Source organism: Sphingomonas sp. 179-I 2A4 NHS (assembly GCF_045369135.1).
Lineage (GTDB): Bacteria > Pseudomonadota > Alphaproteobacteria > Sphingomonadales > Sphingomonadaceae > Sphingomonas.
Genome location: NZ_JBIQFL010000001.1, coordinates 568,094 through 590,710 on the forward strand (window position 1 = coordinate 568,094; position 22,617 = coordinate 590,710).

General features: G+C 65.1%; 22 protein-coding genes. 15 read left to right on the top strand and 7 right to left on the bottom strand.

Going from position 1 to position 22,617, the window contains the following annotated elements; genetic code table 11:
* Positions 1–5: 5 nt before the first annotated feature.
* Positions 6–485, bottom strand: coding sequence for a peroxiredoxin (locus ACH0CP_RS02565; protein ID WP_294443129.1), 480 nt, complete (start codon positions 483–485; stop codon positions 6–8).
* A 108-nt stretch (positions 486–593) separates the two neighbouring features.
* Between ACH0CP_RS02565 and ACH0CP_RS02570 the strand changes: the two genes are divergently transcribed.
* Positions 594–1,154, top strand: coding sequence for a YqgE/AlgH family protein (locus ACH0CP_RS02570; protein WP_294443130.1), 561 nt, complete (start codon positions 594–596; stop codon positions 1,152–1,154).
* 132 nt (positions 1,155–1,286) lie between these two features.
* Positions 1,287–2,741 (top strand): adenosylhomocysteinase, encoded by a 1,455-nt coding sequence (gene ahcY / locus ACH0CP_RS02575; protein WP_406893866.1) that lies wholly within the window; start codon positions 1,287–1,289, stop codon positions 2,739–2,741.
* 141 nt (positions 2,742–2,882) lie between these two features.
* Here the strand turns inward: ahcY and ACH0CP_RS02580 are convergent, their stop codons facing one another.
* Complete coding sequence (locus ACH0CP_RS02580) at positions 2,883–3,902, bottom strand: alpha/beta hydrolase (protein WP_294443132.1); 1,020 nt, start codon at positions 3,900–3,902, stop codon at positions 2,883–2,885.
* A gap of 46 nt (positions 3,903–3,948) precedes the next feature.
* Between ACH0CP_RS02580 and ACH0CP_RS02585 the strand changes: the two genes are divergently transcribed.
* The 6 genes from ACH0CP_RS02585 to ACH0CP_RS02610 all read left to right on the top strand — a co-directional run bounded on the left by ACH0CP_RS02585 (position 3,949) and on the right by ACH0CP_RS02610 (position 11,903).
* Complete coding sequence (locus ACH0CP_RS02585) at positions 3,949–4,899, top strand: histone deacetylase (protein WP_294443133.1); 951 nt, start codon at positions 3,949–3,951, stop codon at positions 4,897–4,899.
* A 35-nt stretch (positions 4,900–4,934) separates the two neighbouring features.
* Positions 4,935–6,917 (top strand): 2-oxoacid:acceptor oxidoreductase subunit alpha, encoded by a 1,983-nt coding sequence (locus ACH0CP_RS02590; protein WP_294443134.1) that lies wholly within the window; start codon positions 4,935–4,937, stop codon positions 6,915–6,917.
* A 67-nt stretch (positions 6,918–6,984) separates the two neighbouring features.
* A complete protein-coding gene (locus ACH0CP_RS02595; protein WP_294443135.1) occupies positions 6,985–8,019 on the top strand; it encodes a 2-oxoacid:ferredoxin oxidoreductase subunit beta in 1,035 nt (344 codons plus the stop codon).
* 75 nt (positions 8,020–8,094) lie between these two features.
* Entirely contained in the window at positions 8,095–9,444 is a 1,350-nt protein-coding gene (locus tag ACH0CP_RS02600) for a deoxyribodipyrimidine photo-lyase (RefSeq protein ID WP_294443136.1), read from the top strand.
* 51 nt (positions 9,445–9,495) lie between these two features.
* Positions 9,496–10,704, top strand: coding sequence for a cyclopropane-fatty-acyl-phospholipid synthase family protein (locus tag ACH0CP_RS02605; protein ID WP_294443137.1), 1,209 nt, complete (start codon positions 9,496–9,498; stop codon positions 10,702–10,704).
* Positions 10,701–11,903 carry a serine hydrolase gene (locus ACH0CP_RS02610; RefSeq protein WP_294443138.1) on the top strand — a complete coding sequence of 401 codons (1,203 nt, stop codon included), beginning with the start codon at positions 10,701–10,703 and terminating at the stop codon, positions 11,901–11,903. The genes ACH0CP_RS02605 and ACH0CP_RS02610 overlap by 4 nt, the downstream gene beginning before the upstream one ends.
* Before the next feature lie 9 nt (positions 11,904–11,912).
* Here ACH0CP_RS02610 and ACH0CP_RS02615 read toward each other — a convergent pair whose 3' ends face one another.
* Both ACH0CP_RS02615 and purF read right to left on the bottom strand, forming a co-directional pair.
* Positions 11,913–12,626: an SDR family NAD(P)-dependent oxidoreductase gene (locus ACH0CP_RS02615; RefSeq protein WP_294443160.1), complete on the bottom strand. Its 714-nt coding sequence runs from the start codon at positions 12,624–12,626 to the stop codon at positions 11,913–11,915.
* 112 nt (positions 12,627–12,738) lie between these two features.
* Complete coding sequence (gene purF, locus ACH0CP_RS02620) at positions 12,739–14,196, bottom strand: amidophosphoribosyltransferase (protein ID WP_294443139.1); 1,458 nt, start codon at positions 14,194–14,196, stop codon at positions 12,739–12,741.
* Between the two features lie 115 nt (positions 14,197–14,311).
* Between purF and ACH0CP_RS02625 the strand changes: the two genes are divergently transcribed.
* The 5 genes from ACH0CP_RS02625 to ACH0CP_RS02645 all read left to right on the top strand — a co-directional run bounded on the left by ACH0CP_RS02625 (position 14,312) and on the right by ACH0CP_RS02645 (position 17,776).
* On the top strand, positions 14,312–14,563 hold the full coding sequence (locus ACH0CP_RS02625) for a Rho termination factor N-terminal domain-containing protein (RefSeq protein WP_294443140.1): 252 nt from the start codon (positions 14,312–14,314) through the stop codon (positions 14,561–14,563).
* 102 nt (positions 14,564–14,665) lie between these two features.
* The gene (hisI, locus tag ACH0CP_RS02630) at positions 14,666–15,028 is read left to right on the top strand and encodes a phosphoribosyl-AMP cyclohydrolase (protein WP_294443141.1); all 363 of its coding nucleotides are present in this window, start codon (positions 14,666–14,668) and stop codon (positions 15,026–15,028) included.
* On the top strand, positions 15,025–15,522 hold the full coding sequence (locus ACH0CP_RS02635) for a hypothetical protein (protein ID WP_294443142.1): 498 nt from the start codon (positions 15,025–15,027) through the stop codon (positions 15,520–15,522). The genes hisI and ACH0CP_RS02635 overlap by 4 nt, the downstream gene beginning before the upstream one ends.
* A gap of 34 nt (positions 15,523–15,556) precedes the next feature.
* Complete coding sequence (locus ACH0CP_RS02640) at positions 15,557–15,973, top strand: MerR family DNA-binding transcriptional regulator (protein ID WP_294443143.1); 417 nt, start codon at positions 15,557–15,559, stop codon at positions 15,971–15,973.
* Between the two features lie 6 nt (positions 15,974–15,979).
* On the top strand, positions 15,980–17,776 hold the full coding sequence (locus ACH0CP_RS02645) for an acyl-CoA dehydrogenase C-terminal domain-containing protein (RefSeq protein WP_294443144.1): 1,797 nt from the start codon (positions 15,980–15,982) through the stop codon (positions 17,774–17,776).
* A gap of 95 nt (positions 17,777–17,871) precedes the next feature.
* Here ACH0CP_RS02645 and ACH0CP_RS02650 read toward each other — a convergent pair whose 3' ends face one another.
* Positions 17,872–18,732 carry a cell wall hydrolase gene (locus tag ACH0CP_RS02650; RefSeq protein ID WP_406888486.1) on the bottom strand — a complete coding sequence of 287 codons (861 nt, stop codon included), beginning with the start codon at positions 18,730–18,732 and terminating at the stop codon, positions 17,872–17,874.
* On the opposite strand from ACH0CP_RS02650, the gene ACH0CP_RS02655 reads away from it, so the two are divergent.
* Positions 18,712–19,125 carry a hypothetical protein gene (locus tag ACH0CP_RS02655; RefSeq protein ID WP_406888488.1) on the top strand — a complete coding sequence of 138 codons (414 nt, stop codon included), beginning with the start codon at positions 18,712–18,714 and terminating at the stop codon, positions 19,123–19,125. The two genes, ACH0CP_RS02650 and ACH0CP_RS02655, sit on opposite strands and share 21 nt — an antisense overlap.
* A gap of 96 nt (positions 19,126–19,221) precedes the next feature.
* On the opposite strand, the gene cysK is transcribed toward ACH0CP_RS02655, so the two are convergent.
* Both cysK and ACH0CP_RS02665 read right to left on the bottom strand, forming a co-directional pair.
* Positions 19,222–20,142: a cysteine synthase A gene (gene cysK / locus ACH0CP_RS02660; RefSeq protein WP_294443146.1), complete on the bottom strand. Its 921-nt coding sequence runs from the start codon at positions 20,140–20,142 to the stop codon at positions 19,222–19,224.
* On the bottom strand, positions 20,139–21,431 hold the full coding sequence (locus ACH0CP_RS02665) for an MFS transporter (protein ID WP_294443147.1): 1,293 nt from the start codon (positions 21,429–21,431) through the stop codon (positions 20,139–20,141). The genes cysK and ACH0CP_RS02665 overlap by 4 nt, the downstream gene beginning before the upstream one ends.
* A 142-nt stretch (positions 21,432–21,573) precedes the next feature.
* Here ACH0CP_RS02665 and pdhA point away from each other — a divergent pair, with 142 nt between their 5' ends.
* Complete coding sequence (pdhA, locus tag ACH0CP_RS02670; protein WP_294443148.1) at positions 21,574–22,617, top strand: pyruvate dehydrogenase (acetyl-transferring) E1 component subunit alpha; 1,044 nt, start codon at positions 21,574–21,576, stop codon at positions 22,615–22,617.

Genomic DNA, 22,617 nt, shown 5'->3' on the forward strand with positions numbered 1-22,617 from the left:
TTTTGTCAGAGGTTGCCGAGCAGGTGGTCGGCCGAGCTCACCTTGAACTCGCCGGGGGCCTCAACATTGAGCTGCTCGACGACGCCGTCATTGACGACCATCGAATAGCGCTGGCTGCGCTTGCCCATGCCGAACTTGGAGCCGTCCATGGTCAGCCCCAGCTGCTCGGCGAAGTCGCCGTTGCCGTCCGCCAGCATGGTGATGTCGCCGGCATTGGCGGACTTGGACCAGGCACCCAGCACGAACGGATCGTTGACGGAGGTGCAGACCACTTCGTCGATGCCCTTCGCCTTCAGCTCGTCACCCTTCTCGACGAAGCCCGGCAGGTGCTTGGCGGAGCAGGTCGGCGTGAACGCACCCGGCACGGCGAACAGCGCCACACGGCGGCCCTTGAAGAATTCTTCGGTATCCACCGCTTCCGGCCCATTCTCGGTCGCCTTCACGAGGGTCGCCTTGGGCAGCTTGTCGCCGACGTTGATCGTCATCTCTGAATGTCTCCTCAAGCGCGCAAAGGTGCGGCGGCGGCTACGTCGCAAGGCTCGCCTGTGTTTTCAAGCGTGGCGATGCGCGCCGCTGCGGCCTAGATAGAAGTCATGGAAACCTCGAGCTTTCTCACTGGTCAGTTCCTTCTCGCCATGCCCGGGATCGGTGATCCGCGCTTTCAGCAGGCGGTGATCGCCGTCTGCGCCCACGATGCGAAGGGTGCGCTCGGCATCGGGATCGGCGCGCAGATCGCCGGGCTGGGGCTTCATGACGTGCTGAAGCAGGTCGATATCGATCCCGGCGACACTCCGGATGCGCCGATCCATTTCGGTGGGCCGGTGGAAACGCGTCGCGGCTTCGTCCTCCACACGCTGGACTGGGGCGGCCAGGACACGATCGACGTGGCGGGCAAGTGGGCGCTGTCCGGCACGCTCGATGCGCTGCGCGCCATCGCGAGCGGCAACGGTCCGTCGCGCTGGCTCGTCGCGCTCGGCTATGCCGGCTGGGGCGCCGGGCAGCTCGACGAGGAGATGACCCGTCACGGCTGGCTCAACGTCAGCGACGATGATGCGATGCTGTTCGATACCGGGATCGCGGATCGCTGGACGCGCGGCTTCAACGCCGCCGGCATCGATCCACGCCTCCTCGGCACGCAGAGCGGGCACGCCTGAGGGCACCGCCCGCGAACGTCGCAGCCGGCGCTGACGGGGCGGCGGGACGAGTGACAAAGCAGATATAAAGATATCTTTATATTTGTATTCGATGCCGCGCCCGATTATGTGGCGGGCATGTCGGCCGGTGATATGCCTTGGTCGGCGTCACTTTCCTGGAGACCCGTTGTGGCCACCGTTCTCGATCGCCCCACCACTGATTATGTCATCAAGGACATCGGCCTTGCTGATTTCGGCCGCGCTGAAATCAACATCGCCGAAACCGAAATGCCCGGCCTGATGGCGCTGCGTGAGGAATATGGCGCGTCGCAGCCGCTGAAGGGCGCACGTATCACCGGCTCGCTGCACATGACGATCCAGACCGCGGTGCTGATCGAGACGCTCGTCGCTCTCGGTGCCGACGTGCGCTGGGCGACCTGCAACATCTTCTCGACGCAGGACCATGCCGCTGCGGCGATCGCTGCCGCCGGCATCCCGGTGTTCGCGGTGAAGGGCGAGAGCCTCGCCGACTATTGGGATTATGTCGGCTCGATCTTCGACTGGGATGACGGCAACGGCCAGACCGCCAACATCATCCTCGACGACGGCGGCGATGCCACCATGTTCGCGCTGTGGGGCGCGAAGCTCGAGCGCGGCGAAAGCTTCGGCGAGCCGGAGAACGCCGAGGAAGTCGAATTCCAGCGCGCGCTGAAGGCGTTCATCGCCAAGAAGCCGGGCTATCTCACTGAGACGGTCAAGAACCTGAAGGGCGTCTCGGAAGAGACCACCACTGGCGTTCACCGCCTGTACGAGATCGCCAAGAAGGGCGAGCTGCCGTTCCCCGCGATCAACGTCAACGACTCGGTCACCAAGTCGAAGTTCGACAACCTTTACGGCTGCAAGGAATCGCTGGTCGACGCGATCCGCCGCGCGACCGACGTGATGCTCGCCGGCAAGGTCGCCTGCGTCGCCGGCTTCGGTGACGTCGGCAAGGGCTCGGCCCAGTCGCTGCGCAACGGCGGCGCCCGCGTGCTGGTGACCGAGATCGACCCGATCTGCGCCCTGCAGGCGGCGATGGAGGGCTTCGAGGTCGTGACGATGGACGAGGCGGTGAAGCGCGCCGACATCTTCGTCACCGCGACCGGCAACGCCGACGTGATCACTGCCGATCACATGAAGGCGATGAAGCCCATGTCGATCGTCTGCAACATCGGCCACTTCGACAGCGAGATCCAGATCGCGGCGCTCGACAATTACGAGTGGACCGAAGTTAAGCCGGGCACGGATCTGGTGAAGTTCCCGGACGGCAAGCAGATCATCGTGCTCGCCAAGGGCCGCCTTGTGAACCTCGGCTGTGCCACCGGCCACCCGTCTTTCGTGATGAGCGCCTCGTTCACCAACCAGACGCTCGCTCAGATCGAGCTGTGGACCAAGGGCGAGAACTACAAGAACGAAGTGTACGTGCTTCCGAAGCACCTCGACGAAAAGGTCGCCGCGCTTCACCTCGAGAAGCTGGGCGTGAAGCTGTCGAAGCTGACGCCGAAGCAGGCCGGCTACATCGGCGTGCCGGTGGAAGGCCCATTCAAGCCGGACCATTACCGCTACTGATTGCTCACGCGATCGCGCGAAACGACAAAGGGGCGAGCCGCAAGGCCCGCCCCTTTTTCTTTGTCACACTATGAGGGCGGACTCAGCCGCGAAGCACGTGCCCCAGACGCTGTCGCCCGGGACACGCTCTTCAGGCGATAATCAGCCAGCCGCCTGCACCATCACCCGCTGGCCCTCGGCCTCGACCACCGCATCCTTCACGGCGGCGAGGTATCCCGCCACGTCACCCGCGCTCGACGGCACCGCCTGGCGTAGCGTGATGAAGCCATGGATGTTGCCCACTGCCTCGCGGTACGTCACCGGCACGCCCGCCAGCACCAGCGCGGCGGCATAGGCGCGGCCCTGGTCGCGGATCGGGTCGAGCCCGGCGGTCACGATCACTGCGGGCGGCAGGCCGACGAGGTTGCCGATCATTGGCGAGCCGCGGAAGTGGGTGAAGTCCGCCTGATAATGGTCGGCGAACCAGATCATCGTGTCGCGCGTCAGCAGGAAGCCTTCGGCATAATCGTTGAACGAGGGATATTCCTTGTTCATGTCCGCCGCCGGATATATCGGGGCCTGCACGATCACCGGCACGGCGGCGGGCTCGTCGCGCAGCGCCATGGCAGTGGTGATGGTCAGCGTGCCGCCCGCGCTGTCGCCGGAGAGGACGAGGCCGGTCGCGGTCCGCCCAAGCTCCGCCGGGTTAGAGGCAACCCAGCGTGCTGCCGCCTCGCAATCTTCTGGTGCGGCGGGCCATTTCGCTTCCGGCGCCAGGCGATAGTCGACCGACACCACCGGCAGGTCCAGCTGCCGCGCCATCTCGGCGGTGAAGCTCGCGTGGGTGTCGATGTTCCCGATCACGAAGCCGCCGCCGTGGAAGAACACCACCACCGGGCCCGGTTCGCGGCTCTCGCGCGGATCGAACAGGCGCGCCGGGATGTCGCCCGCCGGCCCCGGGATGGTGAGGTCCCGGATCGTCGCCAACTCGCCCAGCGGCAGGTCGGCCACGTCCTTCATCGCAAGGTACATCGCGCGCGCCGCTTCCGCGGTGCCCTCATGGGTTTTCGGGCCGGGCACGCTGTTCAGATAATCGAGGAAACCGCGCACGTCGGGGCGTACATAGGGCCCGTCGGACGCTGCATTTCCAGTGCCAGCATCGCGGATCAGCGTGTCGGTCATGCCGTAACTCTCCTCAGGTTCGCTTTTGCTACCTATCTTGGCGCAGATGATCGCCGTCGTCCATCATGCCGATTACGTCGTGGAGGCGCCCGCACGCACTGGTTACCGCTGGGGCAAGAACGGTGCGATCCGTGACATTCTGGTCAGCGAAGGGCAGGGGATCGCCTGGCATGTGCCCGATCCGGCGCCGCGTGGCTGGCTGGAGGCGGTCCATGATCCGGCCTATGTCGCCGAGGTGCTCGCCGCCGCCGTTCCGCGTGAGAAGGAAAGGCGCATCGGTTTCCCGGTCACGCCGATCGTCGCGCAGCGGGCGCAGCTCGTTCCCGGTGGCACGTACCATGCCGCGCGGCTCGCCCTTGCCAATGGCTTTGCCGCCAACACCGCCGGCGGCAGCCATCATGCGCTCGCCGACACCGGTGCGGGCTATTGCGTGTTCAACGATCTCGCCGTCGCTGCCGCGCGCTTGGCCGCGGAAGGCGTTCGCGTCCTCGTCGTCGATGTCGACGTTCACCAGGGCGACGGCACCGCCGCGCTGACCGCGGGCCAGCCGAACATCGCCACTTATTCGATCCACGCCGAAAAGAACTTCCCCGCGCGCAAGGCCCGTTCGACGCTCGACGTCGCGCTTCGCGACGGCACCGGCGACGAGGAGTATTGTGATACGCTCGCTCACACGCTCGCGCCCCTGATCGATCAGGTCGCGCCTGATCTCATTCTCTACCAGGGCGGCGTGGATCCCTTTGCGGGCGATCGGCTCGGCCGACTCGCGCTCACCGATGAAGGGCTGGCGCGCCGCGACGAGGTGGTCGCGACGCTCGCGCTCGCCCGCCGTATCCCGATCGCCAGCACGGTTGGCGGTGGATACGGTGATGATGTCGTCGCGATCGCGCGTCGCCATGTCGACGTGATACTGCGGCTTGGTCGCATCTATGAAAAAGCGTGGGTTGCAGCGACGCGGGATCATTCTACCTTGGTTTCAAGGGGCCCCGGCGCGTAACAGCGCCTCATCTAGGGAAGTCTGCAGGAAAACATATGGCGACCGCCGCCCATGAAGTGACGCCGCAAGAGGCGTCGTCCAATCCGCCCGCCGAGTCGATGGTTGTCCGTTTCGCGGGCGATTCGGGTGACGGCATGCAGCTCACCGGGGGCCAGTTCACCCTGTCCACCGCGCTCGCCGGTAACGACCTTGCGACCTTCCCGGATTTCCCGGCGGAGATCCGTGCGCCGCTCGGTACCCTGTTCGGGGTCAGCGCCTTCCAGATCAATTTCGGTTCGACCCAGATCGAAACCGCCGGCGACGAACTCGACGTGCTGGTCGCGATGAACCCGGCAGCGCTCAAGACCAACGTCCAGGCGCTTCGCCCCGGCGGCCTCATCATCGCCGACGAGGGCGAGTTCAGCGAACGGAATCTCGCCAAGGCGAAGTACGATGCGAACCCGCTCGACGACGGCAGCCTTGGCAAGTGGCAGGTCATCCGCCTCAACATCTCGCAACTGACGCTCGATGCCGTGAAGCCGTTCGGCCTCGGCAACAAGGAAGCGCTGCGTTGCAAGAACATGTGGACGCTGGGGCTCGCGCTCTGGATGTTCGATCGTGATCGCGCGCCGCTCGTCGATTGGCTCAAGAACAAGTTCGCTAAGGCGCCGACGCTGGCAGAGGCGAACATTGCGGCATTGAACGCCGGCCATGCTTATGGCGAGACGGCGGAGCTTGCCGGCCCGATGAAGCAGCATGCGCTTCCGGCCGCCCCGGCGGAGCCTGGCCTTTACCGCACCGTCACTGGCGCGGACGCGATCAGCCTCGGCCTCGTTGCCGGCACGCAGCTTGCCGGGCTGAAGATGTTCTTCGGCGGCTATCCGATCACCCCCGCCTCGGCGATCCTTCACGCGCTCTCGCGCCTGAAGGAATATGGCGTCACCACCTTCCAGGCGGAGGACGAAATTGCCGCGGTCGCCAGCGCGATCGGCGGCAGCTACGCCGGCCAGCTCGGCGTCACCTGCTCCTCGGGCCCCGGCATTGCGCTGAAGACCGAGGCCATCGGCCTTGCGATCATGACCGAGCTGCCGCTCGTCGTCGTCAACGCGCAGCGCGGTGGGCCGTCGACCGGCCTTCCCACCAAGACCGAGCAGTCGGACCTCTACCAGGCGGTGTACGGCCGCAACGGCGATGCGCCGCTGCCGGTGATCGCCGCGCGTTCGGCGTCGGATTGCTTCGAAGTCGCGATTGAGGCCGTGCGCATCGCCACGACCTACATGACCCCGGTCATGCTGCTGACCGATGGCTATCTCCAGAACGCGGCCGAGCCGTGGAAGGTGCCGGACATCAGCACGCTCGAGCCGTTCCCCAAGGCCTTCCTCGAGGAAGCGCCGGAGGAGGGCTTCAAGCCGTTCGGTCGCGACGAGAAGGGCGCCCGCCCGTGGGTGAAGCCCGGCACGCCCGGCCTGCTCCACCGCATTGGCGGCATCGAGAAGGCGGTCGGCACCGGCAACATCGATTATTCGCCGGCCAATCACCAGGCGATGACCGAGTCGCGCCGCGACAAGGTGGCGAACATCAAGGTGCCGGATCAGCAGGTCGAAGTGGGCGAGACGAGCGGCAAGCTCGCGGTCGTCGGCTGGGGCTCCACCTTCGGCCCGATCCACCAGGCGGTGCGCCGCATGCGCCGCCGCGGTTATGACGTCAGCCACATCCACCTGCGTCACATCTGGCCGATGCCGGCGAACCTGGGCGCGCTGCTCAAGGGCTACGACAATATCCTCATGCCGGAGATGAACACGGGCCAGTTGAAGACGGTGCTGCGCGATCAGTTCCTGGTCGATGCAAGGCCGCTCAACAAGGTGTCGGGTCAGCCCTTCCGCATCGCCGAGATCGAGGCCGCCATCGCGACCTTCTTCGATGACGTGGCGGGCAACGAAGGCGGCACGCTGCCGGCCGACCAGACGCAGCTTCCCGAGCCCGCGTCCGGCCACGACGATGGCTCGCTGCGCGATGTCCACTCGCCGCAATCGGCATGATCATGGTGGTTGAGAAAACGCGCTATCGCCTCAACTTCCTCAACATTCGCTGCAAGAAGGCAGTTCGATGAACGACATGACTCCCATCGTCGCGACGAAGCCCAAGGACTGGGAAACCGATCAGGAAGTCCGCTGGTGCCCGGGCTGCGGCGACTATGCGATCCTGAAGGCGGTGCAGCGCACCATGCCGGAAATCGGCGCGCGCCCGGAAAACACCGTTTTCGTCAGCGGCATCGGCTGCTCGTCGCGCTTTCCGTACTACATGGAAACCTACGGCTTCCACACCATCCACGGCCGTGCGCCGGCGGTGGCGACGGGCGTAAAGCTCGCCAATCCGGAACTCGACGTGTGGATCATCACCGGTGACGGCGACGCGCTGTCGATCGGCGGCAACCACACGATGCACCTCATCCGCCGCAACCTCGATTGCCAGGTCCTTCTGTTCAACAACGAGATCTACGGCCTGACGAAAGGGCAGTATTCGCCCACCAGCCGCGTCGGCACCCAGTCGCCGTCGACGCCGTTCGGCTCGGTCGATCGCCCCGCGAACCCGTGCGCCTTCGCGCTCGGCGCCGGCGCGCGCTTCATCGCCCGCGGGATCGACGTGCACAAGAACCTGCCGAACGTGCTGAAGGCGGCCTATGCCCATAAGGGCACCGGCTTCGTCGAGATTTTCCAGAACTGCATCGTCTACAACGACGACGTGTTCGCGCCCTTCGCGGCGAAGCCCAATGCCGGGCCGAACCAATTGTGGGTCGAACACGGCAAGCCGCTGCTGTTCGATGGCGGCAAGAAGGGCCTCGCCATGGATGGCGAGCGCCTGACGCTCAAGGTCGTCGACGTGGCGGATGACGATTGGCAGTCGGCCGGCGTCATCGTCCATGACCAGACGAACCGTGGCCTCGCGCACATGCTGGTGGAAATGCCGTTCGGCGCGTTCCCGATGGCGCTCGGCGTGATCTTCGATGATCCCGCGCCGACGTTCGAGAGCGCCGTGGTCGAACAGAACGCTAGGGCGAGCGAAGGCAAGAAGCCCGATCTCCAGAAGCTGCTCTCCAAGGGGCAGACGTGGATGGTCGACAAGCAGCCGCACGTCATCTGATCCTGTTTCCGCGTCGCCGCCGCCAACCGGTGCTGCGGCGCGGAACATCATTCCTGAGACGGGCGTAGAGCAGCGATGCCAACGCTGCTCTGGCTCCGCCAGGATCTCCGCCTCCACGATCAACCCGCCTTATGCGCCGCCGCCGCGGCCGACGCGGTCATTCCGGTCTATGTCCTCGATGATGAGGGCCCCGGGGACTGGCGCATCGGCGGCGCGCAACGCTGGTGGTTGCACCACAGCCTCACCGCGCTCGACGACGCGCTGCGCGAAAAGGGCAGCCGCCTCATCCTCCGCCGCGGCCCCGCCGCCGAGGTGCTGAAGGGGCTGGCGAAGGAGACTGGCGCGACCGAGATCCACGCCATTCGCCATTATGAACCCTGGTGGCGCGCGGCAGAGGAAGAACTGGGCGGCCTCCTCACCCTGCACGACGGCAATCACCTGCGTCCGCTGCGTGATGTGACCACCGGGGCAGGCGGGCAGTTCAAGATCTTCTCGTCCTTCTGGAAGGCGCTGTCCGCGACGATGCCACCGGAAGATCCCATGCCCGCGCCCGACAGGATCCCGGCACCCGGCCATTGGCCAAAGAGCGACACGCTCGCCAGCTGGAAGCTGCTTCCCACCGCGCCGAACTGGGCAAAGGGCTTCGAGATGTGGTCGCCCGGCGAGGAAGGGGCACAGGACGCGCTCGACGCTTTCGTGTCGATCAGCACGGATTACGAGGAGCAGCGAAACCTTCCCTCCACCGAAGGCACCTCGCGCCTCTCGCCCCATCTTCACCACGGCGAGATTTCGCCGCGAACGGTCTGGGCGGCGCTCAGCGGGCGGAGTGCCGGCGTGCAGTCCTTTCGCCGCGAACTCGCATGGCGGGATTTCACCTCGGGCGTGATCCTCGCGCTGCCACGATACGCCGACGAGAACGGCCGGCCGCGCTTCGATCGGCTTAAGTGGCGCCGCGCGCCCAGTGAGCTGAAGGCGTGGCAGCGGGGCTGCACCGGCTATCCGATCGTGGACGCCGGCATGCGCCAGCTGTGGGCAAGCGGCTGGATGCACAATCGCGTGCGGATGATCGCCGCCAGCTTCCTGGTGAAGCATTTGCTGATCGACTGGCGCGAAGGCGAACGCTGGTTCTGGGATACGCTGGTCGATGCCGATTACGGCAACAACAGCGTGAACTGGCAGTGGGTCGCCGGCACGGGCACGGATTCGAACATGTTCGGCCGCATCATGGCGCCGCTTGCCCAGTCTCAGAAGTTTGCCGCCGGCGACTATATCCGCCAATGGGTGCCCGAGTTGCGGGATCTGCCCGACGCGACGATCCACGATCCGGACGCTGCGGGCTGCCGCCCGGATGGCTATCCGCCGAAGATCATCGGTCACCGCGAGGCACGCGAGCGCGCGCTTGCGGCGGGGCGCGCGGTGCGCTGACCCTCTTTCGTGCGGGCTGCGCCCGGTGCATGAGCGCAGGCGATGCATGGCATGGTCGATCTTCCCGCCGCGGGCGGTGTGTGGGCGCGCCGTATGGCGCCCGTGTTCCACCGGATCCTCGATCGGATCGACGCCGGGCTTGAGGAGGGTGCGATCGAGGCCGCTCTTCCTGATGGCACCCGGCGGCTGCTCGGCGGTCGGCGCGATGGCCCGCTTGCCATCGTCACGGTCACCCGCTGGCGCGCGCTGCGCCGGCTAGTGATGGGCGGTTCGATCGGCTGGTATGAAGCCTGGGCGGCCGGCGACTGGTCCAGCCCAGATCCCGTCCCGCTGTTTGATCTGTTCATGCGAAACCGCACGACGTTGGGCAACGTCGCGCGCGCAAAACGCGGCGCCCGCTTGGCGGCGCGCGCAATGCACCTCCTGCGCCGCAACGACCGCCGCAACGCACGCCGGAACATCGCGGCGCATTACGATCTCGGCAACGACTTCTACGACGCCTGGCTTGATCCATCGCTCACCTATTCGAGCGCGCTGTTTGCCGGCGATGAACCACTCGAGGGCGCCCAGCGCCGCAAGATCGACGCCATACTTGACCGCGCAGCCGTGCCGGCGGGCGGGACGCTGCTCGAAATCGGCTGCGGCTGGGGCGCCCTCGCCGAGGCCGCCGCTCGCCGCGGCATCAAGGTGCGCGCGATCACCCTTGCCGCGGAACAACAGCGCTTCGTGGCCGAGCGCACCCGCGGCCTGCCGGTGGCCGTTTCGCTCACCGACTATCGCGACGTCACCGGCCAGTATGACGCGGTCGCCTCGGTCGAGATGGTGGAGGCGGTGGGCGAAGCCTATTGGCGGGATTATCTCGCGGCCGTCTCTGGCGCCCTCAAACCCGGTGGCCGTGCCGCGATCCAGTTCATCAACATCGCGGACGATATCTGGCCGGCTTATTCGACGAACGTCGACTTCATTCAGGCATACGTCTTCCCCGGCGGCATGCTGATCAACGAGCCGCGGTTCCGGGGGCTGGCCGAAGCGCACGGGTTAAGCTGGCAGGATCGCCACGCCTTCGGACTGGACTATGCCGAGACGCTTCGATTGTGGCGCGAACGCTTCGACACTGCGGTGGCGGAAGCGCGTTTGCCATCGCGCTTCGACGCGAAGTTCATTGATCTTTGGCGCTATTACCTGATGTATTGCGAAGGGGGCTTTCGAGGCGGCGGAATCGACGTCGTGCAGATCACCCTCGTGAAGGAGGGGGAATGAAGCACGCCATCTGGTTGACGCTCGGGGCCTTGGCGCTGGCGAGCTGCGCCACCACGTCCGCCCAGCCGCAAGAGGGAACAGCCCAGGCCCAAACCGCCGGTGTGCCGATCACCGATGCCAACCGAGCCAAGCTGCAACAGGTCGGCGCGGAAGTGCTGTTCTGGTCGCAAGAGCAGCGAGACCAGAACTTCCCGCACATGGAAAGCTTGTTTCCCGGCCACGTGGTGAGGGCCGGCCGCAAGCCCTTGGCACTGCCTGCTGGCCCGCCGCTCCCCGTGCCCGCCGGAGAGGTGGACGCCTTCATCGCGGCGAACAATGTCGCCGGCCTGATCGTGATACAGGACGGCGCTGTCCGCCTGGAGCGTTACGCGCGCGGGCTGACCCGCGATGGTCGCTGGACGAGCTTCTCGGTCGCCAAGTCGTTCACCTCGACGCTGGTCGGCGCCGCGATTCGAGACGGCTTCATCAAGTCGGTCGACGAACCGGTAACCAAATACATCCCGGATCTGGCCGGCAGCGGCTATGACGGGGTCACGATTGCCGAGTTGCTGACGATGACGTCAGGCGTGAAGTGGAACGAGGATTATACCGATCCGCAGTCGGACGTGGCGCGGATGTTCTCGGTCGCTGTGCCACCGCGGATGGACCCAACCGTCGCTTATATGCGTACGCTGCCGCGCGAGAGCGCGCCTGGCGCCAAGTGGGTGTACAAGACGGGCGAGACCAACCTCATCGGCGTGCTGGTCGCCAATGCCGTGAAGAAACCCCTGGCCACGTATCTCAGCGAGAAGGTGTGGCAGCCCTACGGCATGGAGCGGGACGCCTTCTGGATGGTCGACGCCACGGGGCGCGAAGTGGCGGGCTGCTGTCTTTCGGTGTCGTTGCGTGACTATGCCCGGATGGGCCAGCTCGCGATGCAGGGCGGGGCAGGGATTGTTCCGCCGGGTTGGTTCGCTGACGCAACCAAGGCAAATGCTTCCACCGGTCGCCCCGGCTTCGGCTATGGCTATCAATGGTGGACGTACCCCGAAGATCGCTTCGGCGGAGTTGGCATCTTCGGCCAGAGCATCACCGTCGATCCGAAGACGCGCACAGTGATCGCAATGGTCAGTGCGTGGCCGAAGGCAAGCGACCCGGCCTTGAGCCAGGCACGCCACGCCTTCCTGGATCGGTTGTTCGCCGCAGCGCGTGGGCGCTGACTGGCCGGATCAGGCCTCGACGCGCTCGAAGTGGCCGGTCTCGAATCCGGAGACTGCCAGGGAGACGATCCGCTCCGCAACCTTCTCCGGCGGCTTCACCGATGCGGGATCCTCTCCCGGATAGGCGCGCGCACGCATATTGGTGCGGGTCGCGCCAGGGTCGACAACCGCTGTACGAACGCGGCTAATTTCGTGCATCTCGTCGCCATAAGCGCCCAGCAATGTCTCAAACGCTGCCTTTGAGGCGCCATAAGCGCCCCAATATGCACGGGGTTTCCGGCCCACGGAGGATGTGATCCCGATCACTTTCCCCGCCTGCGACTGGCGCAGCATCGGGTCGAACGCCTGGATCAGGGCAACCTGCGCGGACACGTTCAGCGTCAGTACGGAGGCCAGTTCCTTAGGATCGATCGCCGGCACCGCGGCGAGCGAGCCGAGCGTTGCGGCGTTCAGCACCATCAGGTCCAGCGCTTGCCAGCGCTCGCCGATCGCCAACGCAAGCCGGGCGATTGCATCCTTCTCGGTCAGGTCCAAAGGCGCGATCGTGGCGGAGCCGCCGGCATCGAAGATCGCCTGCTCAACGTCCTCAAGCGCCTTGGCGGTACGCGCGGTCACCACGACGTGTGCGCCCTGTGCCGCGAGGGCAATCGCGGTCGCGGCGCCGATCCCGCGGCTTGCGCCAGTGACGAGCGCGAGCTGGTTCTGAAGTGGCTTGTTCAAGATCGTGACCCCGAAGTTGTTCCGGGATCGAGCGCCCCGTGAACCCTTATCTGCGACTAGTGCGGCACGCCCGCTGTCGGGACAAGCCCGATCAGCCCGGCGCTGCTATGGCGCGTCAGGCGACGCGCTCCTCCAGCATGGCGAACTGATCGACCTCGCCGATGTCGTCGTGATCGGTCAGCGTGGTGGGATAATCACCGGTGAAGCAGGCGTCGCAATAGCCCGGGCGAACGGCAGCGCGTTTTGCTTCGCCCAATGCCTTGTACAGCCCGTCGATCGAGATGAACGCGAGGCTATCCGCATGGATAAAGTCGGTCATCGAACCTAGGTCATGAGTCGCGGCGAGCAGTTTGGCGCGCTCCGGTGTATCGACGCCGTAGAAGCAGCTGTGCTTGGTCGGAGGGCTGGCGATCCGCATGTGGACTTCCGCCGCCCCAGCCTCACGCATCATCTGCACGATCTTCAGGCTCGTCGTGCCACGTACGATCGAATCGTCGATCAGCACGACCTTCTTGCCGGCGATCAGCGCACGGTTTGCGTTGTGCTTCAGCTTGACACCCAGGTGGCGGACCTTGTCGCCGGGCTGGATGAAGGTGCGGCCAACGTAGTGCGAACGGATGATGCCAAGCTCGAACGGTATGCCGCTTTGCTGCGCATAGCCGATCGCCGCGGGCACACCCGAATCGGGCACTGGAATCACCAGATCGGCATCGACCGGCGATTCAATGGCAAGCTGCTGCCCGATCGACTTGCGCACCGAATAGACGGAGTGATCGTCCACGATCGAATCTGGGCGCGAGAAATAGACCCACTCGAAGATGCAAGGCCGGGGCGCCAGCGGGGCGAAGGGACGGACCGAGCGGGTTTCCGTGCCCTGGACGATCACCAGTTCACCGGGCTCGACCGAGCGGACGAATTCGGCGCCAACGACGTCGAGGGCCACCGTCTCGCTGGCAAAAATCACCGAATCGCCGAGCTTGCCCATCACGAGCGGGCGAATGCCGAGCGGGTCGCGACAGGCGATCATCCCCTCCGGCGTCATCACGATCAGCGCGTAGGCGCCTTCCACCTGCTTCAGCGCATCGATGAATCGATCGAGCAGGGTGCGGTAATTGGACGTCGCGACGAGATGGATGATCGTCTCGGTGTCGCTGGTCGACTGGAAGATGGAGCCGCGGCGGACGAGCTCGCGGCGCACCTTCATCGCATTGGAGATGTTGCCGTTGTGCGCCACCGCAAAGCCGCCGCTCGCAAGCTCCGCGTACAGCGGCTGGACGTTGCGCAGTGCCGTCTCGCCAGTGGTCGAATAGCGCACGTGCCCGCACGCGACCGAACCCGGCAAGCTGGCGATCACCGCCTCGCTGTCGAAATTGCCGGCAACGTGGCCCATCGCTTTCTTGGTGTGGAAGTTCGTGCCGTCGAAGCTGGTGATACCGGCGGCTTCCTGGCCGCGGTGCTGCAGGGCATGAAGCCCGAGCGCCACCAGAGCAGCAGCGCCGTCGGAGCCGGACACTCCGAAAATGCCGCACTCCTCGTGCAGATGGTCATCGTCGAAGGGATTTGTAGTCAGCATGGTGATTGGGGGCTCACGTCGTGCGCGGCCCATATAGCGACTGTCGCCGAAATGTCATGGGCTTGGAGCGATTGGCGGGCCGAAGGGTTCTGGCGGGAGGATACAGGAGGCGGTGATGCCCAGGAACCACGGCGCACAGATCAAGGACGACAAGCTGTACGAGGACCTTCGAAAGAAGGGCGAGTCGAAGGAAAAGGCGGCGCGGATCGCCAATGCCAAGGCCGCGGGCACGCTCGATCATCGCGGCCGCCGCCTCGAGGACCGGACCAAGGACGATTTGTACGAGGAGGCGCAGGACATCGGCATCGAGGGCCGCTCCAAGATGAGCAAGGCTGAGTTGGTCGAAGCGATCCGCAACCACAAATAAGCGAAGGGTGCCCGGGGGCATCTGTCCCCAACTGGCATGGCCGGTGGCGCGCACGTAAACAGCGCGCTTCGATCCCGAGCTTAGCCTCTGTAAGGAGGCCATATGTCAGACCCTCGCGAAGCCGGAAGCATCCTCGATCCCAAGTACGATTCGGCGGGCCTCGTCACGGCAGTGGTAACTGCCAGCGAGACCGGCGAGCTTCTGATGGTCGCCCACATGAATGCGAAGGCACTTGCTGCCACGCGGGCGACGGGCAAGGCGACCTTCTGGTCGCGTAGCCGCCAGTCCCTGTGGGTGAAGGGCGAGACGTCCGGCAACGTCCTCAACGTCCGCGAGATGCGGATCGACTGCGATCAGGACGCGATCTGGATCATCGCCGATCCCGTTGGGCCTGCCTGTCACACGGGCGCGCGCTCGTGCTTTTATCGGCGGATAGGGCCTGATGGTCTGGAGCCGGTCGATTGAAGAACGGCGGCGTTGCAGCGCTGCTTCTGCTTGCCCTGTTGAGCTGTGAGAGCCCGGCTCCCAGCGATTCGGGCGGCAATGCAGCCGGGGGCATGCTGGAACGCGCCGCCATGGAAGGGGGGATTGTCGCGGATCCATCGGTCATCGACCCGGTGGGTGCCTACGCATCCGAGACCGACCGCGTATGCGTCATTCGCGCTGATCGACAGATGCGGCTTGCCGCTGTCGTCGATTATGGCGAGGGCCATGGATGCGCGGCGCGAGGGGTGGCCACCGGGCGGGTGCGCCTGCGCGTCGATCTCGGCGAAGATTGCCGGTTCGAGGCGCGTTTCGACGGGGAGCGGCTCTTCTTCCCCGCCGCAGTGCCTGCTGCATGCGATAGAAAGTGCACCGGTCGAGCCTCGTTTTCGGCGCTCAATGCTCCGCGCTTGAGCGGCGTGGAGAGCGAAGCGCGCGCAATGCGCGGCCCAAACGGTCAACAGCTTTGCAATTGACGTTCACGTAAGCGGAACGTACCTAGCAACGATTATGTCGGTTGCAGCAGCCTTCGACTCGATCCCCCCACGCGAGGATCGCTCGCATTTCACCATCACGGATTTGGCGGTGGAATTCGGCGTCACGCCTCGCGCGCTTCGCTTCTACGAGGATGAGGGGCTGATCGCACCCGATCGCCGTGGAACGGCACGCATCTATTCGCATCGCGATCGCGCCCGGCTTGCCTGGATTTTGCGTGGAAAGCGTGTGGGGTTCAGCCTCGCCGAGATCCGCGAGATGATCGACCTCTACGACATTGGGGATGGCCGGAACACGCAGCGCGCCGTGACGGTCGCCCGCTGCCGCGCGCGGATTGAGGCACTTGAGGCGCAAAAGCGCGACATCGACGCCGCCATCGCCGAACTCGACCAGTTCGTTCAATTGCTTGACCAGTCAGATCAGAAGGACTGATTCCCGATGCCGCAATATACCCCGCCGGTGCGCGACACCCGCTTCGTCCTGGAGCATGTCGTTGGCCTCTCCCGCTATGCGAATGTGCCGGGCTTTTCGGCTGCCGCGCCGGATACCGTCGACGCGGTGCTGGAAGAGGGCGGACGCTTCGTCGCCGAGGTTCTGTTCCCGCTGAACCAGTCGGGCGACCAGGAAGGCTGCACCCGCCATGAGGACGGTTCGGTCACGACGCCGGCCGGCTTCAAGGAAGCGTACAAGCAGTTCGTTGAATCCGGCTGGGGCACGCTGTCCGCGCCAGAGGCGTTCGGTGGGCAGGGCATGCCGCACGTCATCTCGACCGCGTTTCAGGAGTATATGATCTCCTCCAACATGGCGTTCGCCATGTACCCGGGCCTCGCGCATGGTGCGATCGCGGCGCTGGTGGCGAAGGGATCGCCCGAGCAGCAGGAGAAGTACCTGCCCAAGATGGTGTCCGGCGAATGGGGCGGCACCATGAACCTGACCGAGCCGCAGTGCGGCACCGATCTGGGCCTCATCCGCACCCGCGCGGAGCCGCAGGCGGACGGTTCGTACAAGATCACCGGCACCAAGATCTTCATTTCGGCCGGCGAGCATGATCTGACCGAGAACATCATCCACCTGGTCCTTGCGAAGACGCCGGGGGCGCCGGACAGCTCGAAGGGCATCAGCCTGTTCGTGGTGCCCAAGTTCATGGTGAACGACGACGGCTCGCTGGGTGAGCGCAACGCGGTGTCCTGTGGCTCGATCGAGCACAAGATGGGCATCCACGGCAACGCGACCTGCGTGTTGAACTATGACGGCGCGACGGGCTGGCTTGTCGGTGAGGAGATGAAGGGCCTGGCGGCGATGTTCATCATGATGAACGCGGCACGGCTGGGTGTGGGTCTTCAGGGTCTCGCGGTGGGCGAGACGGCGTATCAGAACGCCGTCCAATACGCCGAGGACCGTCGCCAGGGTCGCGCGTTGACCGGCGCGGCGGAGCCCGACGAAAAGGCTGATACGCTGTTCGTCCACCCGGACGTTCGCCGCATGCTGATGAACGGCAAGGCGTGGCTCGAGGGGCTGCGCGCATTGTGCCTGTGGGGCGCGCTTCAGGTCGACCTGGAGCATAGCGCGGAGGATGAGGCCGCGCGGCAGGAGGCGGCTGACCTCATCGGGTTGCTGACCCCGGTCATCAAGGGCGTCGGCACCGACAAGGGCTATGCGATCGCGACCGACGCGCAGCAGGTCTATGGCGGCCATGGCTACATCCAGGAATGGGGGATGGAGCAGTACGTGCGCGATGCCCGTATCGCGATGATCTACGAAGGCACCAACGGCGTGCAGGCGATGGACCTCGTCGGCCGCAAGCTGGCGATGAACGGCGGCCGCGCAATCCAGCTGTTCTTCAAGATCGTGGCGGAGGAATGCGCCGGGGCGAAGGGCGGTCCGGCGGCTGATTTCGCCACGCGCCTCGAAAAGGCGCTGGGTGAGCTTCAGGCGGCGACCATGTGGTTCATGGGGAACATCTCCAACCCCAACAACATCGGTGCGGGCGCAGTGCCGTACATGCACCTGCTGGGCGTCGTGTCGGTCGGCCTGATGTGGCTGCGCATGGCGGTGGCTGCTGCGGCGCTGAAGGACGCGGGCCAGGGCGATGCCGCGTTCCTCGACGCGAAGCTGGTGACGGCACGCTTCTTCGCGGAGCGCGTGCTGCCGGAGGCGGGTTCCTATCGTCGCCAGATCGAGGGCGGTGCGGAGGCGCTGATGGCGCTGCCGCCCGAGATGTTCCGCTCTGCTTGAGGCGGACAGTTCTCGATTTGATCAAATAGAAGGTCGGCGGGGCCTATGCTTCGCCGGCCATTTCTGTACTTGCGCAATGACGCTGCAGCAGGGCGTCACTCCACTCCGGTGCTGTTCTGCGTCCCGGTTTCACCGAGATCGGACTTGCGGCGCACACCGTCCAACTCCGTCGGTCCGCGACCTTCTTCCTTTGGGACCGGGTTCGCGCGCAGCGTCATCCGCTTCATGCAGGGCGAACGCTTCTTGAACTCATCGCAATTCCAGAGCGTACGCTCCAAGCCGCTGCTTCGATCACGGATGTAGCTGAACGACATGGCGTTCAGCTGCTCGGGCGTCAGAGGAAGGGTAAAAGCCATTGCGTTCGGCTCCGTCCACCCCATGAACTTGCAGCGCGGCCGCTCGGCGCAGGAGGCAAGAGCCATGCCGGTGAAGCTGTCCGCCTGCGCCGGGTTCAGCATGGTCAGGAACGTGCTCTGGTCGCTCGCGAGCGGCAGCGGCGTACGGCCAAAGAACGGCACGGCTTCGGCCACCGCCGTGTCGCCGTCTCCCGCGCCAAGTGCGAGCCGGTGCGCATCCGATACTGCAGCGAGCTTCGCGATCGCCATTTCGCCCGGCTGCTGCCCGCGGTTGAAGGCCGGGCCGGTGCCCCACCAGCCCGTCCAGCGGAAGAACAAATGGGTGTGGACTTCGGCAATCTTGTCGAGGCTGGTGCTCCAGTACGGCACCACCCAGTCCGTATGATAATGCGTCGCCCAGCCGACCGGCTTGTAAACGGCGCCGCGCAACGCTTTGGTTGCGATGTCGCGAGCGCGAGTCCAGGCGGCCGCTGAAGGCTGGCGTACCAAAGCGCCATCGCAGGTGAAGGTGAATTGGCAGCCGGTGGAACGCTCCGATCCCTGGAATACGACACCACACACCGTCTTCGGAAACGCTGGATGTCGCAGTCGATTAAGCACGACTTGGACAACCGCTTGCCCGCCAACCGCATCATCGCCGGCTTCATAATAAGCCGCTGCCGCGAGGCAGTCGGTCGCCCGGCTGAAGTCTGCGGCCCCGCCGATGAAGTGGAAGGGTCTAGCAGGCGGCACCGGGCCTTTGACGAAGGGAACCGCAGCGTTGATCGCGCGGGCGTCTTCCGGATTGATCGCCGCAAATTCCACGGGTTCGACCGGTGGCGGCGCAACGCGCGCCGGAATGATGCGCTTCTTGGCCAGCGCGGGAACTCCGGCCTCGCGCGCAACGGTAGGAATGAGGTGCACGACGACAAGCGGCGCAACAAGCGCGACGATTGCGATCAGGCCAAGAAGAAAATGAAGCGGGCGCAGCTTAGTCACGGCGCGGGCGCTTAATGGAAATTACGAGCCGGGCGAAGTGGCATCAATGGCGGCTGGTACCATTATGATCCGGTTCCGCCGTGTCGCCGGGCGACGACACGGCATTTCCGATCAAGCTTCAGGCAGGAAGTCCGGCACGGAAAGATAGCGCTCACCCGTGTCATAGTTGAAACCAAGGACGCGCGCGTTATCCGCGAGATCCGGTAACTTCTGGAGGATCGCCGCGAGCGTGGCGCCCGACGAAATACCGACCAGCATGCCTTCCTCACGCGCGGCACGACGTGCCATGTCCTTGGCGACCGCGGCGTCGACTTCGATCACGCCGTCAAGCGACTGGGTGTGCAGGTTCGCCGGAATGAAGCCAGCGCCGATGCCTTGGATCGGGTGCGGGCCGGGCTGGCCGCCGCCGATCACCGGCGAGGCTGCCGGTTCGACTGCATAGACCTTCAGATCCGGCCATTCCTTCTTCAGCGTCTCCGCGACGCCGGTTATATGGCCACCAGTGCCGACGCCGGTGATCAGAACGTCGATCGGCGCGTCGCGGAAGTCGTTCAGAATCTCCTGCGCCGTCGTGCGCACATGGACGTCGATGTTGGCAGCATTCTCAAACTGCTGCGGCATCCACGCATTAGGGGTGGTCGACACCAGCTCCAGCGCCCGTTCGATCGCGCCCTTCATGCCCTTTTCACGCGGCGTCAGGTCAAACGTGGCGCCATAGGCCAGCATCAGCCGGCGACGTTCGAGCGACATGCTTTCCGGCATGACAAGGATGAGCTTGTAGCCCTTCACCGCCGCGACCATGGCAAGGCCGATACCCGTGTTGCCGCTGGTCGGTTCGATGATCGTGCCGCCAGGCTTCAACTCGCCCGACGCTTCCGCCGCCTCGATCATGGCAAGCGCGATGCGGTCCTTGATCGAACCACCCGGGTTCGACCGTTCTGATTTGATCCACACTTCGGATCCGGGGAACAGCCGCTGGACGCGGATGTGCGGCGTGTTGCCGATCGTGTCGAGGATCGTGTTCGCCTTCATGGCTGGCTCACTCCGTGCTGGGTTTCGGGTGGGATAACCGAAAGAGGTGTCTCTGGTGGGTCAAAGGTTCGGGCGTTTTTCAGTTCCGGGAAGAGCCGTGACCATAGCAACGTGACGGCGATTGCCCCCACACCGCCGATCACCACGGCGCCTACGGGCCCAAGCAGCGAAGCCATGAGGCCGCTTTCCGCTTCGCCGAGTTCATTGGACGCCGAAATAGTGAGCTGGCTTACCGCGCTCACGCGGCCGCGCATCTCGTCCGGCGTGTGAAGCTGGATCAGCGAGCCGCGCACGTACATCGATACCATGTCAGCGCTTCCCGCGACGATCAGTGCGGCGAGGCTCAGGAAGAAGTTCTTGGAGATGCCGAAGGTGAGGATCGCAAGCCCGAAGATGACCACCGCGATCAACATCTTGCGGCCGACATCGGTGCGCATGGGGCGGAACGACAGCAAGATGCCGGTCGCAGATGCGCCGATGCCCATGCCTGCGGCCAAGAAGCCAAGACCCGTCGGGCCGACATGCAGGATGTCACGGGCGTAGATCGGAAGCAGGGCGGTCGCGCCGGCAAGCAGAACGGCGAACAGGTCCAGGGTGATCGCCGCCTGCACGAGGCGGTTGCGCTTCACATAGGCGAAGCCGTCGGCGATGCGGGCGAGGGGGCGACGGTCCTTCTGGGCGGCTGGTTGCGGCACCCGGCCGATGGTGAGGAGCAGGAGGAGTGCGACGCCGAAGAACAGCGTCATGCCGCAATACGCCACGATCGGCCCGATTGCGAAGAGTAGCCCGCCGACGCTCGGTCCCGCGATGAAGCCAACCTGCATCGCGATCGAGCCCAGCGCGATTGCCGTCGGCAGGCTTTCGCGCGGAACCAGATTGGGCGCGAGCGCGGAATAGGCCGGGCCGGCAAAGGCGCGCGCCACACCCACGAACACAGCCGCGCTGAACAGGATCGGCAGCCCGAGCCACCCCTCCCAGGTGGCGAAGCCGAGCATCGCGGTCGTCGCGGCGAGCAAGGTCGTGGTGCCGCGAACGATCCACCGGCGATCGATTGAATCCGCAATCAGGCCCACGACGGGCGTGAGGAGAAACAATGGCAAGAACTGCGCCAGGCCGATCATACCGAGGAGGAACGCTGCCTCTCGGATGTCCATTGTCTCTCGCGCGATGCTGTAGACCTGCCATCCCAGGACGATCGCGAGTGCAGATTGCGCGATCGTGCTTGCCAGCCGTGCCAGCCAGTAGCTGCGATAGTTCGAGATCCTGAGCGGATGGACAGAGGTCGACATGCGGCTCGTGGCTTAGGGCGGCTGAAGGCCACACACAAGAAACCCGATCTATGCGAGGCATTGGCGAGGAATTGCGCCGTCACCGTTTCCGGGCCTATAGGCGGCTGCTCCCCTTCCCCAGGAACCTACGAGGTCAACCCCCGTGGCAAGAACAGCCCGCGCGAAGAGCGCCGAACCCCCCGTCTCCAACCGCGAGCGCCCGAACGAGCCGCAGCCCTATACGGCCTCGAAAGACGAATTGCTTAAATTCTACAAGGACATGCTGCTGATCCGCCGCTTCGAGGAGAAGGCGGGACAGCTTTATGGTCTGGGCCTGATTGGGGGTTTCTGCCACCTCTATATTGGCCAGGAAGCAGTCGCCGTCGGCCTTCAATCGGCCCTGACCGAGAAGGACTCGGTTATCACCGGCTATCGCGATCACGGCCACATGCTGCTTTGTGGTATCCCGCCCAAGGACGTGATGGCGGAGCTGACCGGGCGTCAGGCCGGAATTTCGAAGGGCAAGGGCGGCTCGATGCACATGTTCAGCGTCGAGCATAAGTTCTACGGCGGGCACGGCATCGTCGGAGCGCAGGTGTCGCTCGGCGCGGGCCTCGGCTTCGCGCACAAGTACAATAACGATGGCGGCGTTTGCCTTGCCTATTTCGGCGATGGCGCAGCGAACCAGGGGCAGGTGTACGAAAGCTTCAACATGGCGGAGCTGTGGAAGCTGCCCGTGATCTTCGTCATCGAGAACAATCAGTACGCGATGGGCACGAGCGTCAACCGCGCCTCCGCCGAGGACCAGCTGTATCGGCGTGGCGAGAGCTTCCGCATCCCGGGAATCCAGGTGGACGGCATGGACGTGCTGGCCGCACGCGGCGCGGCCGAAGAGGCGCTTGCCTGGGTGCGCGCCGGCAAGGGGCCGATCATCCTCGAGATGAAGACCTATCGCTACCGCGGTCACTCCATGTCGGATCCGGCCAAGTATCGCAGCCGCGAGGAAGTGCAGGCGGTGCGCGACAAGTCCGATCCGATCGAGCACGTGAAGAAGCTGCTTGATGCGCAGGGCGTCAAGGAAGACGAGCTGAAGGCGATCGAGACCGAAATCCGCAAGGTTGTGAACGAGTCCGCGGATTTCGCCGAGAGCACCCCTGAACCCGATCCCAAGGAACTGTATACCGACGTGCTGGTGGAGAAGTATTGA